Consider the following 14,305-nt stretch of genomic DNA (forward strand, 5'->3'; position numbering starts at 1 on the left):
CCGTGCCCATCGAATTCATCGGCATCGCGAGCACCCAGCAGTTCAGTGAGACCGGCACCGCCTCGGGACCCGTCGTCGACCCCGGCTATCTGGCCGAACTGGCCCTCGCCCATGAGGAGTCCGGCTTCGACCGGGTCCTGGTCGCGCACTCCTCGGCCAGCCCCGACGGCTTCACCGTCGCCGACCAGATCCTGACGCGTACGACCCGGCTCGGCGTGCTCCTCGCCCACCGGCCCGGCTTCGTCGCGCCGACGCTGACCGCCCGCAAGTACGCGACGCTCGACGCCTTCCACCCCGGCCGGGTCGCGCTGCACGTGATCACCGGCGGCGACGACGCCGACCAGGCGCGGGACGGCGACATCAGCGACAAGCCGACCCGCTACCGGCGCACCGACGAATTCCTCCAGGTGCTGCGCAGCGAATGGGAGTCGGCCGAACCCTTCGACTTCGAGGGCGAGTTCTACACGGTGCGCGGCGGCTATTCGTCGGTGCGCCCCGCCGTCCCGATCCCGGTGTACTTCGGTGGCGCGTCCGCCGACGCGGTGCGGGTCGGCGGCAGGCACGCCGATGTGTACGCCTTCTGGGGCGAGCCGCTCGCGGGCATCGCGGAGCGGATCCGGCAGGTGCGGGAGGCGGCGGCGCCGTACGGCCGCGACCCGCGCTTCAGCGTCAGCCTGCGGCCGATCCCGGCGGCCACCGAGGCCGAGGCGTGGCGGCGCGCCGAGGACGTCCTGCGCCTGACCAAGGAGAAGGCGGGCGAGGTCCGCAAGGCGTTCAATCTCGACCACAGCGCCCAGGAGGGCTCGCGCAGGCTGCTGGAGTACGCCGCGAAGGGCGACGTGCACGACAAGCGGCTGTGGACGGCCGTCGCGAAGGTCACCGGCGCCGCGGGCAACTCCACGGCGCTGGTGGGCAGTTACGAGCAGGTCGCCGAGTCCCTGCTGGATTACGTGGGGCTCGGGGTCTCGACGCTGCTGATCCGCGGCTTCAGCCCGCTGGAGGACGCCCGCGACTACGGTTCGCTCGTCCGGCTGGTCCGCGAGCAGGCGGACGGCGCGGCACTGGCCGGGGCGTCCGCGGTATGACCACCGGGACCGGGGCCGCCACCGCGGCGGCGCGGGCGCCGGGGGCCGGCACGCCGACCACCTCGCACTGGGGTGCGTTCGGGGTGCGGCGGGAGCCGGACGGTACGGTCACGGCCGTCCCGCACCCGGCCGACCCGTCGCCGTCGCCGCTGCTGCGCGGGGTGCCGGGGGCGCTGCGCCACGGCACCCGGATCCGCCGGCCCGCCGCGCGGCGCGGCTGGCTGGAGCACGGCCCCGGTCCTTCGGAGCGCCGCGGCGCCGAGCCCTTCGTGGAACTCGACTGGGACGAGGCGCTGGACCTGGCCGCCGCCGAACTGGCCAGGGTCCGGGCCGACTTCGGCAACACGGCCGTCTTCGGCGGCTCGTACGGCTGGGCGAGCGCGGGCCGCTTCCATCACGCGCAGAGCCAACTCCACCGTTTCCTCGCACAGTTCGGCGGCTACACCGGCTCCCGTAACTCCTACAGCCTGGGTACGTCGCTGGTGCTGCTGCCCCATCTGGTGGGTGACGCGGAGTCGGTGCTGCGGTCCTCGTCCACCTGGCCGACGATCACCGGGCACACCGAACTGGTCCTCGCCTTCGGCGGTATCCCCGCCAAGAATGTGCACGTCACCCCGGGCGGGGTGACCCGGCACGGCACACCGGGCCATCTGGCGGCGCTGGCCGCCGCGGGCGCCCGGGTGGCGCTGGTCAGCCCGCTGCGCGACGACCTGCCGGACGGCGTGACCGCCGACTGGTACCCGATCCGCCCGGCCACCGACACCGCGCTGATGCTGGCGCTCGCCCACACGCTGGTCGAAGAGGGCCTGTACGACCGGGAGTTCGTGGCCCGCTACTGCGCGGGCGCCGATGTGCTGCTGCGGTATCTGCGCGGCTCCGACGACGGTACGCCCAAGGACGCCCGGTGGGCGGCGGCGCTCACCGGCATCCCGGCCGGCCGGATCCGCGACCTCGCCCGGCAGGCGGCGGCGCGCCGCACACTGGTCACCGTCACCTGGTCGCTGCAGCGCATCCAGCACGGCGAGCAGCCGGTGTGGGCGGCGCTCGCGCTGGCCGCGCTGCTCGGCCAGATCGGACTGCCGGGCGGCGGCTTCGGCCACGGCTACGGTTCGATGGGCGACGTCGGCGACACCGGGCCGCAGCTCCGGCTGCCGTATCTGCCGCAAGGACCCAACCCCGTCGAGGAGTTCATCCCGTGCGCGCGGATCGCGGACCTGCTGCTGCACCCCGGCCGGGAGTACGACTACGACGGGACGCGCCGCCGCTACCCCGACATCCGGCTGGTGCACTGGGCGGGCGGCAATCCGTTCCACCACCATCAGGACCTGGGCAGGCTGCGCCGCGCCTTCGCCCGTCCCGACACCGTGCTGGTGCACGAGACGCACTGGACGGCGACGGCCCGGCACGCCGATCTGGTGTTCCCCGCGACGACCTCGCTGGAGCGCGACGACATCGGCGGCGGGCGCCGTGACACCCATCTGATCGCCATGCACCGCGCGGTGGAGCCGGTGGGCGAGGCGCGCGACGACCATACGATCCTGGCCGGGCTCGCCGAACGCCTCGGTTTCGGCGAGGCGTTCACCGAGGGGCGCGACGCGCGGCAGTGGCTCGAACACCTCTACACGCGGTGGGCCGACGAACTGGCCGCCGACGGGGTCGGCAAGCCGCCGGCCTTCGCGGACTTCTGGGCGGCGGGCGAGTGGGAGCTGCCGGAACAGCCAGCGCAGCGCACCCTCTTCGCGGACTTCCGCGCCGACCCGCTGGGCGCGCCGCTGGCCACGCCCAGTGGCCGGATCGAACTGGCCAGCGAGGCGATCGCCGCGCTCGGCCTGCCCGACTGCCCCGGGCATCCGGCGTGGCTCGAACCGGACGAGTGGCCGGGCGCCCCGGCCGCCGAGCGGCTGCCGCTGCTGCTGATCGCCAATCAGCCCGCCACCCGGCTGCACAGCCAGTTGGACACGGGCGCGCCGAGCCTGGACGCGAAGGTCGCCGGGCGCGAGGCCGTCCAGCTCCACCCGGCGGACGCGGCGGCGCGCTCGATCCGTGACGGCGACCTCGTGCGGATCTTCAACGACCGGGGCGCGTGCCTGGCGGGGGCGGTGCTCACCGACCGGGTACGGCCGGGAGTCCTGCGGCTGCCGACCGGCGCGTGGTTCGACCCGGTGCCGGGCCACGAGCCGCCGCTGTGCGCGCACGGCAATCCCAACGTCCTGACCGCCGACGTCCCCAGCTCGCGCCTCTCCCAGGGCTGCACCGGCCAACACGCCCTGGTCGAGGCCGAATTGTGGACCGGCGCCCCACCCCCGCCCGTGACGGTCCGTCAACCCCCGGCATTCGCTCCGGATCCGCGCCTGCACCGTAACGCCCCCGTGCCGGACGACGGAGCGTTGGCGGGCGGCGCCCGTACGGCCGCGGCCGGGAGCGGCGCGGAACTCCCCGGCGGCGCACGCACCGACACCGGCGCCGACCGGCCCGACGCGGGTCGCGCGGCCAGCGTCACCGGTACGGACGGTGTCACCGGTACGGACGGCCGTACCGCCGCTCGTGTCCGGCGTCATGAAAGGAAGGCCACATCGTGACCACCGACCTCGCCTCCACGCCCGCCGCGGACGTCCTGGTGCCCGACTACGGGCGGCTGCCCGAGGTGGCGGCGCTGCTCGCCGCCGGGGCGGCCGGGCACGACCGTGACGCGAGCTTCCCGCACGAAGGGGTGGCCGCCGTGCACGCGGCCGGGCTGCTCACCGCCACCGTCGACCGCCGCTACGGCGGCCCCGGCGGCGGCCTCGCCGACACCGTACGCATCTTGGGCGCGCTCGGCGGCGGCGATCCCGCGGTCGCCCTGGTCACCTCGATGACACTGTTCGCGCACGCCGCCCAGGCCCGCGCGCCGCACTGGCCGCAGGAGACGTACGCCGAACTGCTGGCGGAGTCCGCGCGGGGGCCCGCGCTGGTCAACGCGCTGCGGGTGGAGCCGGATCTGGGCAGCCCGGTACGCGGCGGGCTGCCCGCCACCACCGCGCGCCGCCGCGCCGACCACTGGGAGCTGACCGGGCACAAGATCTTCTCGACCGGCGCGGTCGCGCTGCGCTGGATGATGGTGTGGGCCCGCACCGACGAGGAGCCGGTCCGCACCGGTTCGTTCCTGGTCCGCGCGGACACGCCCGGCATCGAGGTGCGGCCCACCTGGAACCATCTGGGCCTGCGCGCCAGCCGCAGCGACGACGTGCTCCTCGACGCGGTACGGGTGCCGCTCGGCCGGACGGCGGGGCTCGCGGAACCCGGCGCCGACGGCGGCCGGGACGTCATCGGCGGCGCCTGGAATTCGCTCGGCCTGACCGCGCTCTACCTCGGTGTGGCGCGCACTGCCCAGCGGTGGCTGACCGGCTTCCTGCACGAGCGCGTGCCCAGCGCCCTCGGCGCGCCGCTTGCCACCTTGCCGCGCTTCCAGAGCGCGGTCGGCGAGATCGACGTCCGACTCGCGGGCGCGGAACGGCTGGTAGCGGCGCTGGCCGCCGCCGTGGACGACGGCGACCCGGTCGCCGCGGCCGAGGCGGGCGGCGCGAAGGTGCTCGGCACCCGGGCGGCGATCAGCTCGGTCGAGGAGGCCGTCGCGCTGATCGGCAACAACGGCCTCACCCAGGACAACCCGCTCCAGCGTCATCTGCGGGACGTGCTCTGTGCCCGCGTCCACACCCCGCAGGACGACACCGTGCTGCTCGGCACCGGGCGCGCCGCGCTCGACCGCGGCCGGCCCGCGCGCTGAACGGCTCTTCCCCGTCTCATCCCTTCTCTTCCCCGCGCATCTTCTTCCAGGCGTCTCCTCTCACGAAAGGCCCCAGCAGCCATGCCCGTTGAGTTCATCGGCATGATCGGCACCCGCGACGTCTCCGAGGTCCGGCCGCCGTCAGGACCGGTCGTCGACCCCGACTACACGCGGCGGTTCGCCCGTGCCCACGAGGAGGCGGGCTTCGACCGCGTCCTGATCGGCTACGGTTCCGGCAGCCCGGACGGTACGCAGGTCGCCGCGCATGTCGCCGCGCACACCGAACGGCTCGGGCTGCTGGTGGCGCACCGCCCCGGCTTCGTCGCACCGACGCTCGCCGCGCGGACCTTCGCCACGCTCGACCAGTTCTCCGGCGGCCGTACCGCGGTGCACATCATCACCGGCGGCCACGACGCCGAACAGCGCCGCGACGGCGACCACTTGGGCAAGGACGACCGTTACGCGCGCACCGACGAGTACCTCGACATCCTCAAGTCCGCCTGGACCAGCGAGGAGCCGATCGACCACGAGGGCCGCTTCTACCGCTTCGCGGATTTCCTGTCCGAGGTGCGGCCGGTGACGAAGCCGCGCATCCCGTTGTACTTCGGCGGCTCGTCGGCCGCCGCGTACCGCGTCGGCGGCAAGCACGCGGATGTCTTCGCGCTGTGGGGCGAGCCGCTGGCCGAGACCGCAGAGCAGATCGCGTCGGTCCGGGCGGCGGCCCAGGCCGCGGGCCGCGCCGAGCCGCCGCGGATCAGCGTCTCCTTCCGCCCGATCCTCGGCCGTACGGAGGAGGAGGCGTGGGACCGCGCGCACCGCATCCTCGACACCATCAACTCCCGTGGCGCGGCGGGCTCCTTCGTCGGCAGCCGGCGCGCGACACTGCCGGTCGGACCCGGCGCCCAGCCGCAGAACACCGGCTCCCAGCGGCTGCTCGCCGCCGCGGCCAAGGGCGAGCTGCACGACCGCGCACTGTGGACCCCGACGGCCAAGGCGACGGGTGCCGCGGGCAATTCGACCGCCCTGGTCGGCACCCCCGAGACCGTCGCGCAGGCGCTGCTCGACTACGTGGACATCGGCGTCACCACCCTCCTGATCCGCGGCTACGACCCGCTGGACGACGTGATCGGCTACGGCCGCGACCTCCTCCCCCTGGTCCGCGCCGAGGTCGCCCGCCGCGACGCGGGCGCGGCGGTCGCGACCGCGGGCAGCGCCCGATGAGCGCCGTCGCGGCGGGCGCCCCGGAGACCACGGGCGATCCCGCGCGCGCGAGCGTCGCCGGGATCACCGGCGATCCCGTGCACTCGCTGGTGTCGGCGCAGCCGGACGGGGTCGGGACGCCTGGGAGTTGGTATCCGGCGGCGGGGCTCGCGCATCGCGGGACGGTTGTGCTGTTGCCCGGTCGGGGTGAACACCCCGGCGTCTACGAGCGGTTCGGACGCCGCCTGGCGGCCGACGCGTATGTGGTGCACGTACTCGACGTGCCGGAGGACCGGGACGCAGGGGCGGTCGCGGCGGCCGTGGACGTGGTTGGCGTCGGCGCCGCGGAGCCGCTGGTGCTCGCCGGATCGGACACCGGCGCGCTGCGCGCGCTGGCCGCGGCCGGGCGTACGGCCGTACCGCCCGCCGGGCTGCTGCTCGCGGGGGTGCCGCAGCCCGAGGCGGCCGGCGGCTGGGACGACGAGCTGTCCGTCAGGACGGCGTGCCCGACGCACCGGGGACGCCTCGACGGTGACCCGCTGTTCGTCCCCGGCGCGCTCTCCTCCCCGATCCCCGCCGCGCTCTCGGACGCCGCCGAGGCGGCACTCGCGGCCGGGCCCGCCCTGCCCGCACTGGTCCTGCACGGGGCCGCCGACCCGGTCTCCGCCCCGGCCACCGGCCGCGCCCTGGCCTCGCGGCTGCCCGCCGCGACGCTCGCCACCGTCACCGACGGCCGCCATGACGTCCTCAACGACATCCAGCACCGCAGCGTCGCCGCGCTGGTCGTCCAGTGGCTCGAACGCCTCCGCCTGTCCCCGTCGCTCCCACCGGTCCTCACGGTGGAACCGCCCCGGCCGGAGTGAGGCCCGGGCCCCGGCCGGGTGCCGGTCCCCGCACCCGGCCAGGGCCCACGCGGGCACCGCCCGTCGCCCCGTACGACTTCTCACCGCGTCACCGGCCGAAGCGCCGGCGCCAGAATTGGAAGGACCGCCTGCCATGACTGCGACACCGTCGCTCGCCGCCGCCAACTCCCACCAGAATCACGACCGTTCGGCCGACCGTCGGCCGTACGACGGCTCGGCCGCCGAGCCGGTGCGTCCCGCCGATCTGCTGCGCCGCACTCTGCGGCGGCAGGCGACCGCCGTGACAGTGGTGACCGTACCCGGCCCCGCGGGCTTCACCGCGACCTCCTTCACCTCGGCGTCGCTCGAACCGGCCCTGGTGTCCTTCTACTTGTCCTCGACGGCGTCGACCGCGGCCACGGTCCGGGCGGCCGACCGCTTCGCGGTGCATCTGCTGGGCTCCGAACAGGAGGAACTGGCACGCGGATTCGCCCGCAGCGGCGTTGACCGGTTCGCCGGAGTGGCGTGGACGCCGTCCACGGGCGGACTGCCGCTGCTGTCGGGCGTGCCGGCCTGGCTGACCGCACGGACCGTCCATGTCCACGACGTGGGCGACCACTTCCTCGTGGTCGGCGAGGTCGAGGACGCGGGCGGACCGGGCGCGGAGGCGCCCCTGGTGCACCACGACGGCGCGTTCGGCACCTTCCGCACGGACCCGCCGCGCGGGTAGGCGGCCCGTACGGACGAGCGGTCAGGGCAGGCCGGGCGGGGACCCGGACCGGCCGGGCCGCTCGGCCGGCGAGTTCACGCGGGCGATAGTGCGGGCCGGCGGCGGATGCGTCGGGGCGCGCCGCAAGACATACCCGCCAGCCGCTCGGACAGGGGGCTCACGCGGCGAGACGGATCGGGAAAGCGGCGGACGGGCCGGGGCCCGTGGGCACCCGGGCCGCTCCCCGTTCAGTGCGCGTGCGGGACTCCGGACATCTCCAGCCTGCCGCGCGGAACGACCAGCGGGCACACCGCGGCGCTCGCCGCGGCAGCGACCGCGGTGACGGTGAAGGCATGGGCGAAGCCGGGGACAGCGCCGCGGGCGATGCCGGTGGTGACCGGCGGCGTCGACATGTTCCTCACGCACTACGCGCCGCGCGGGCCGTAGCGGCCGGGCGGTCAGCCCGCCTTGCGCGCCTCGATCAGGAAGCGCGTGACGGTGGCGGTGAACGACCCCTCGGTCTCGATGAGTCGATGCATCGCCAGCAGCCGGTCGCGGTACGGCTCGACGGTGAAGCCGGGGACCATCCAGATCACCTTGCGCAGGTAGTAGACAACCGCGCCGATGTCGCGGAATTCCATCCGCAGATCGGCGGTCCGCAGGCCGAGCACATCAAGTCCGGCCGCGGCGGCCGCCGTTCGCGCCCGGTCGGGATGGCGCGCGTTCCGCACCGCGTCCGGCTGCTCGCCGAGGAAGAACTCGACGAGTTCGAACGCGCTGGCGGGGCCCACCTGTTGGGAGAAGTAGGTGCCGCCGGGCCGCAGGACCCGGGCGATCTCCTCCCACCACACCGTCACCGGGTGACGGCTCGTCACGAGGTCGAACGCCGCGTCGGCGAAGGGCAGCGGCGGCTCGTCCTCGTCGGCGACGACCACGGCGCCGCGCGGATGCAGCAGCGCCGTGGCCTTGGCGAGGTTCGGCGGCCAGGACTCGGTCGCGGCCATCAGCGGTGGCAGCTTCGGCACGCCCGCGAGCACTTCGCCGCCGCCGGTCTGGATGTCGAGCGCGGCCCCGGCCCGTGCCAGCCGCTCCCCCATCGCCCGCTGATAGCCCCACGGGGGCCGCTCCTCGGTGGCCCGTCCGTCCAGCCAGGAGAAGTCCCAGCCGTCGACCGACACGGAGTCGGCCTCCGCCACCAGTGCCTCGAAGTCGCGTCCCATCCCGGCATCATGACGTCCGGGCGACAGCCCGGCCAAACCCATTTCCGGGTCACGACCAGGCGATCTCGCCCGTACGGTCGACGAAGCGGCCGGAGCCGGAGCCGGGCAGTTCGGTGGCGAGGGCGACGATCGCGTCGGTGCCCTCGGTGACGGTCTGCGGGCCGCTGTGGCCGTTGAGGTCGGTCGCGGTGTAGCCGGGGTCGGCGGCATTGACGCGGATGCCGGGGAACGCCTTGGCGTACTGCGTGGTCAGCATCGTCAGGGCCGCCTTGGACGCGGTGTAGAGCGGCGCGACGACCGTGGACTCGGGCCGGGCGGGGTCGTGGGTGCGGTCGAGCGAGCCCATGCCGCTGCTGACGTTGATGATCACCGGGTCGGCCGAGCGGCGCAGCAGCGGCAGGAAGGCCGTGGTCGTACGGATCACGCCGGCGACATTGACGTCCAGGACCGCGAGTGCGTCGGCGCCGGTCAGACGGTCGTGGCCGGTGACCGGGCCGTGGATGCCGGCGTTGTTGATCAGCACGTCGACCGTGCCTTCGCGTGCGGCGACGTCCACCGCCGCCGCGGCCACGGACGCGTCGTCCGTCACGTCGACGGGTACGTAGCGGGCGCCGACCGCGGCGGCGGCCTCCCGGCCGCGCTCGGGGTCGCGCGCACCGACCAGGACGGTGTGGCCGAGTCCGGTGAGCCGGCGGGCGGCCTCGCGGCCGAGGCCCTTGTTCGCTCCGGTGATGAAGATGATTGCCATGCGGTCAGTGTTCGTCCGGCGCGGGGCCGCGGCCAGGGACGCTTCGACGGTAGGACCGGCCGTACCACCTTCACGGGCGGCGCCGCCGGGCGTCCGTGCGCGAGGATGGGGGCATGAGCACTGCGTCCGGCACCGGTCTCGGGGCGACCCTCCGCACCTGGCGGGACCGGCTGCCGCCGTCCGCCGCCGCGCTGCCGGTGGGTCCCGCGCGCCGGGCGACCGGGCTGCGCCGTGAGGAGCTGGCGGACCTCGCCGGTGTGTCGGTCGACTACGTCGTCCGGCTCGAACAGGGGCGGGCGACCGCGCCCTCGGCGCCGGTCGTGGCCTCCCTGGCCCGCGCCCTCCAGCTCTCGCCCGCCGAGCGGGACCATCTGTACCGGCTGGCCCGGCTCCTTCCGCCCGGCGACGGCGCCGTCGGCGACACGATCCCGCCCGGGGTGCGGCGCGTGCTGGACAGGCTCGGGGACGCCGCGGTCGCCGTCTTCGCGGCGGACTGGCGGCTGATCCGCTGGAACCCCTGCTGGGCCGGTCTGCTCGGTGATCCCTCGGCCGTGCCGTCCGGCCTGCGCAATTTCGCCCGTGACCGTTTCCCGGTCGACGCCGCCTCGCCGCGTCTGGCGCGCTGGCCGGTCACGGAGTCCGACCCGGGCGCCGTCGACGCCGCCGTGGTCTCCGATCTGCGCCGTGCCACCGGCCGCTTCCCGCGCGACCCGCGGCTGTCCGCCCTGATCGACGAACTGGCCGCGGGCAACGCGCACTTCGCCGCCCCGTGGGCGGCGGGCACGGTCGCCGCCCACCGCGAGGACGACAAGACCGTCCACCACCCGGCCGCGGGCCCGCTCACCGTCAACTGCGACGTCCTCACCGAAGGCGACACCGAACTGAAGGTTGTCATCATGACGGCCGCCCCGGGCGACGAGGCCCGGCTCCGGCAGGTGTCGGCCACCGCGGCCGCTACGGCGTCCACCGCGGACCCGTCCCGCGCCGAGCCGTAGCCCGCCCCGCGGTGGCCGGACCGGAATTCGGACGACACCACCGCGTCAACTCTGCCCATGCGCAAGCCAGTTGATTGGCGACCCAGCCGGAGTGAATCCCGGGCCCGGCCGCCGTAGCGCCACGGCCCCTCGTACGCCGGTCAGTTGGCCGGAGGCCCCGCGTACTCCTGGACGATGGGGCGCCAGGGCGGGTCGAACTGCGGGAGCGTAGAGCCGACGGACCAGGCGGTCCGGGTGCCGGGGACGGCGGCGACGGAGAAGAGCGAGGCGCCCCGGCCCGCGGGGTCGGTCGCGGCGGGTTCCGTGTGCCAGGCGGCGCCGTCCCAGCGCATGGTGAACGCCGGTGTGGCGGCGCCCTGTTGCTCGCCGACGACGAGCAGGCCGTCCCGGCCGTAGGCGGTGACCGAGTGCAGGTCCGCGCGCACGTCGGGAACGGCTGCGGCCCGCCACGTACGGCCGTCCCAGTGCAGGGCCAGCGGGCCGACGACCCCGTCCGGGGTGGCGGTCGCGCCGACCGCCCAGACCTCGTCGGGGCCGAGTACGGCGACGCTCTCCAGTGTCTCGCCGCGTCCCGTGGTGTGCGGTGCGGGTACGATCCGCCAGGCCGTGCCGTCCCAGTGCTCGGTGAGCGGGTGGCCCTCGCCCTTCGCGTCGTAGCCGACGCCGACCGCCCAGACACCGCCCCTGCGGTCGGCCGCGGCACCGAGCAGCAGCGCGTCGCCGCCGGTGTCCGGCGTGTCCACCGCCGACCAGGCGCTGCCGTTCCAGTGGTACGCCAGCGGGCGCGGCGCGCTGATCCGGTCCTGCGCGGTGCCGCCGACCGCCCAGAGGTCGTCCGCCCGGCTGCCCGCGAGTGCCGTCGGGTACGCCGACCGGTCGGCGGCCTCTGCGGGCAGCGGGACCTCGCGCCAGCGGCGGCCGTCGAAGTGTTCCGCGAGGGAGCGGTCCTGGAAGGCGGCCGCGTCGTTCCAGCTGCCGACCGCCCAGACGTCGCGGGCGGACAGCGGCAGCACCGACGTCAGCTGGCCGGTCGGCTCGGCGGTGCCGGGCGGCCGGTGCGCGGGGACGGCGGTGGCGCGCCAGACGGCGCCGTCGAAGTGCTCGGCCACGGGCACATCGGTGCCGGAAGGCTGCTCACGGTAGCCGACCGACCAGGCGTCGCGGGAACCGAGGGCCGCCACGGCCCGGAGGTCCTCGTCCCGCTCGGGCCCGGCGGCGCGGCTGCTGTGCCAGCCGGTTCTGTCGGGCCCGGCCGCCGGGCCGGCGCCGGGCGCGGCCGTCGCCGTGTCCGCGACCGTGCCCGTGAGCGCCGCCGCCGTCAGTACCGTGACGGCGAGCGCCGCCCCACCGCGCCGCCGCACGTCGGAGCCCCACGCCCGCTGTCGTCCCCGTAGCCTCTGCATCCCGCTGCCGCCTCCGCCGTCGTGTCCCGGTTACGGTCACGACACTGCCGTACACGGCGGCGCGGGCCCGGCCGCCCACGCCGGGCGTTACGGTGACGCGCCGTCAGCGTGCGGCGGCGGACGCACCGTCAGAACTGCACGTCGGCGCAGGCGTAGAAGGCGTTGCCGGTGTCGGCGATGGTCCAGACCCCGACGATGAGCTGCTTCCCGGTCCGCCCGGTGGGGATGGTGCCCTGGTGGGTGACCGTGGCGGGCGGCTGGGCGCCGTTGTACGGGATCTTCAGGAAGGGCGTGGTGTTCAGCTCGGAGCGGGTGAGCGGCTTGGTCGGGTCGTAGCCGTTCTTGGTGAGGTAGTAGGAGAAGTCGGTGGTGGAGTGCTGTGCGGTCAACTTCCAGGTGAAGGTGTAGCTCTGACCACCGGTCAGGTGCGTGGCGGGCCAGCCGCCGCCGCGCGGGTCGTCGAGCTGGGCGAAGCGGCTGTTGCCGCCGCTGCAGATCGTGCCGTCGGCGGGCCCGGCGGCCGGGAAGCCCTTGGGGCCCTCGACGCTCTGCGGCTCGTACTGGATGCCGCCGCAGTTGGTGACGGTGCCGGCGGCGCACAGCGCCTGCCTGCTGGGCGGTGTGCTGATGTAGCCGTGGCTGCTGGCGCTTCCGGTGGCGAGCACGAAGGAGCCGGCGACGCCGAGCCCGATCACTGCCGCGCTGATCTTCTTGCGCATGGCGTACTCCTGGTGACGGTGGGGGGAGTCCCACGGGGGTCCGCGGGTGAGGTGCGGCCGGAACCTGTCCGCGCGGCACGAGACCGTCGGCGTTCAGGTCTAGACCAAACGGCCACCGTAGCCCCATGAAATAGTCATGTCCACACCAAGTTTCGGCCGTCTCTCCCGCACCACCCGCCCCACCTCGCGCACACCGCGGCCCGGTGAACGGGTCTCCCCCGCCCACCGGGCCGCCGAATCATCGCCGAGCGCGGTCCGTCACGTCGCCGCGGGTCAGACGCGGTCCTCCGGTCCGCTGCGGTGCCTGGCCCACATCGGCAGCACGAACCAGCACAGCGCGAACCATACGACCATGCCGGCCACCAGCCAGGCGGCCGCGCCGTCGACGACCGCCACCCGCAGCACGAGCAGCAGCGAGGACGCCATCGTGCACAGCAGCAGCACCAGACCGAGCACGGTCAGCCGGGACGCCCAGATCACCGTCTCCGGCTTGAGCCGCCGGCCGGTGAGCAGCCGGTGCATCGAGACCGGGCCGATCAGCGCGCCGGTCGTCGCGGCGCCGAGCACGACGGTCACGACGTAGATGTGCCGGTCGGTGTCGGACAGGTCGGTGAAGCGGTTCTGGAACACCACGGTCAGCAGGAATCCGAAGAGGATCTGCACGCCGGTCTGGGCGACCCGCAGTTCCTGGAGCAGATCGCCCCAGCGGCGGTCGGCGCGCTCCTCCGGGGTCTCGTTCCGCCCGGTCCCGGCCGGGCGCGGGGAGCCGCCGCCGTCACCGTCGGGGGCGGCGCCGTCGTCGTATCGCTCGCGCTGCGCCATCGTCCGCCCGTCCCTTTCGCCGCCGCCCGGCCATCCTGCGCCTTGCCGGGCGGAAACGGCGCAAACCCGCCGCAGGTCAGCGCGCCGCGCCCGCCTGCCGTACGACGGCGGCCCCCGTACGGCGCATCCGGCTCACGCCACCCCGCGCGGCCGGAACTGGACGCTGATCCGGCCGCCCACCGCGCCGCGCGTCTTCGGCACCGCGTGGTCCCAGGTGCGCTGGCAGGAGCCGCCCATCACGATCAGGTCGCCGTGCCCCAGGAGTTGGCGGACGGTAGTGCCGGGCCCTCCGCCACCGCGCGGCCTGAGCAGAAGCGGGCGCGGCGCGCCGAGCGAGACGATGGCGACCATCGTGTCGTGGGTGCCGCCGCGCCCGAACCGGTCGCCGTGCCAGGCCACGCTGTCGCGGCCGTCGCGGTAGAAGCACAGCCCGGCGCTGACGAAGGGCTCGCCGAGCTCTGCCGCGTAATGCGCGCTGAGCCGCGCCCTGGCCTCGGTGAGCACATCGGCGGGCAGCGGTTCGCCCTGGCGGTAGTGGGCGAGGAGCCGGGGCACCGCGACCACGTTGTCGTACATACGGCGGTGCTCCTCGCGCCAGGGGACGCGCGCGGCCAGCTCCTCGTACAGCTCGTCCGCGCCGGTCAGCCAGCCCGGGAGCGTGTCGATCCAGGCGCCGTCGCCCAGCCGGGTGCGGCGCATCCCGTCGAGGTCGCCGAGGCCGGGCGCGCCGCCGCCGAAGATGGACGGCTGCTGATGGGACGGATGGGACATACGTCGAGCGTACCGCGGTTGTCGTACG

Annotated in this window: 14 protein-coding genes; 7 read left to right on the forward strand and 7 right to left on the reverse strand. The window is 75.0% G+C overall.

The features are described from left to right. The first annotated feature begins 2 nt into the window (after positions 1–2). From BM076_RS08100 to BM076_RS08125, 6 genes are all read left to right on the forward strand, one after another. Positions 3–1,085: an LLM class flavin-dependent oxidoreductase gene (locus BM076_RS08100; RefSeq protein ID WP_093712742.1), complete on the forward strand. Its 1,083-nt coding sequence runs from the start codon at positions 3–5 to the stop codon at positions 1,083–1,085. After that, positions 1,082–3,664: a molybdopterin-dependent oxidoreductase gene (locus BM076_RS08105; protein ID WP_093712743.1), complete on the forward strand. Its 2,583-nt coding sequence runs from the start codon at positions 1,082–1,084 to the stop codon at positions 3,662–3,664. The genes BM076_RS08100 and BM076_RS08105 overlap by 4 nt, the downstream gene beginning before the upstream one ends. Then, positions 3,661–4,848 carry an acyl-CoA dehydrogenase family protein gene (locus BM076_RS08110; protein WP_093712744.1) on the forward strand — a complete coding sequence of 396 codons (1,188 nt, stop codon included), beginning with the start codon at positions 3,661–3,663 and terminating at the stop codon, positions 4,846–4,848. The genes BM076_RS08105 and BM076_RS08110 overlap by 4 nt, the downstream gene beginning before the upstream one ends. A gap of 81 nt (positions 4,849–4,929) precedes the next feature. Then, positions 4,930–6,069, forward strand: coding sequence for an LLM class flavin-dependent oxidoreductase (locus tag BM076_RS08115; protein ID WP_093712745.1), 1,140 nt, complete (start codon positions 4,930–4,932; stop codon positions 6,067–6,069). Beyond that, positions 6,066–6,911 carry an alpha/beta hydrolase gene (locus tag BM076_RS08120; RefSeq protein ID WP_107416944.1) on the forward strand — a complete coding sequence of 282 codons (846 nt, stop codon included), beginning with the start codon at positions 6,066–6,068 and terminating at the stop codon, positions 6,909–6,911. The genes BM076_RS08115 and BM076_RS08120 overlap by 4 nt, the downstream gene beginning before the upstream one ends. A gap of 133 nt (positions 6,912–7,044) precedes the next feature. Continuing rightward, on the forward strand, positions 7,045–7,620 hold the full coding sequence (locus BM076_RS08125) for a flavin reductase family protein (protein WP_093712746.1): 576 nt from the start codon (positions 7,045–7,047) through the stop codon (positions 7,618–7,620). A gap of 227 nt (positions 7,621–7,847) precedes the next feature. On the opposite strand, the gene BM076_RS36510 is transcribed toward BM076_RS08125, so the two are convergent. The 3 genes from BM076_RS36510 to BM076_RS08135 are packed head-to-tail and all read right to left on the reverse strand — an operon-like array spanning position 7,848 to position 9,567. Then, positions 7,848–8,012: a hypothetical protein gene (locus BM076_RS36510; protein WP_177246375.1), complete on the reverse strand. Its 165-nt coding sequence runs from the start codon at positions 8,010–8,012 to the stop codon at positions 7,848–7,850. 45 nt (positions 8,013–8,057) lie between these two features. Then, a complete protein-coding gene (locus BM076_RS08130; RefSeq protein WP_093712747.1) occupies positions 8,058–8,861 on the reverse strand; it encodes a class I SAM-dependent methyltransferase in 804 nt (267 codons plus the stop codon). 7 nt (positions 8,862–8,868) lie between these two features. Further along, positions 8,869–9,567 carry an SDR family NAD(P)-dependent oxidoreductase gene (locus BM076_RS08135; RefSeq protein WP_093712748.1) on the reverse strand — a complete coding sequence of 233 codons (699 nt, stop codon included), beginning with the start codon at positions 9,565–9,567 and terminating at the stop codon, positions 8,869–8,871. 113 nt (positions 9,568–9,680) lie between these two features. On the opposite strand from BM076_RS08135, the gene BM076_RS08140 reads away from it, so the two are divergent. Continuing rightward, positions 9,681–10,562 (forward strand): helix-turn-helix transcriptional regulator, encoded by an 882-nt coding sequence (locus tag BM076_RS08140; protein ID WP_093712749.1) that lies wholly within the window; start codon positions 9,681–9,683, stop codon positions 10,560–10,562. 140 nt (positions 10,563–10,702) lie between these two features. Here BM076_RS08140 and BM076_RS08145 read toward each other — a convergent pair whose 3' ends face one another. The 4 genes from BM076_RS08145 to BM076_RS08160 form a co-directional block, all read right to left on the reverse strand. Further along, on the reverse strand, positions 10,703–11,965 hold the full coding sequence (locus BM076_RS08145) for a hypothetical protein (RefSeq protein WP_143120540.1): 1,263 nt from the start codon (positions 11,963–11,965) through the stop codon (positions 10,703–10,705). Positions 11,966–12,093: 128 nt separating this feature from the next. Next, positions 12,094–12,684: a lytic polysaccharide monooxygenase auxiliary activity family 9 protein gene (locus tag BM076_RS08150; RefSeq protein WP_093712751.1), complete on the reverse strand. Its 591-nt coding sequence runs from the start codon at positions 12,682–12,684 to the stop codon at positions 12,094–12,096. A 273-nt stretch (positions 12,685–12,957) separates the two neighbouring features. After that, positions 12,958–13,506: a DUF6328 family protein gene (locus BM076_RS08155; RefSeq protein WP_093712752.1), complete on the reverse strand. Its 549-nt coding sequence runs from the start codon at positions 13,504–13,506 to the stop codon at positions 12,958–12,960. 132 nt (positions 13,507–13,638) lie between these two features. After that, entirely contained in the window at positions 13,639–14,277 is a 639-nt protein-coding gene (locus tag BM076_RS08160) for an alpha-ketoglutarate-dependent dioxygenase AlkB (RefSeq protein WP_093712753.1), read from the reverse strand. Between the last annotated feature and the right edge of the window lie 28 nt (positions 14,278–14,305).

Origin of the sequence: Actinacidiphila alni (assembly GCF_900112845.1) — a bacterium.
In the GTDB taxonomy this organism is placed as follows: domain Bacteria; phylum Actinomycetota; class Actinomycetes; order Streptomycetales; family Streptomycetaceae; genus Actinacidiphila; species Actinacidiphila alni.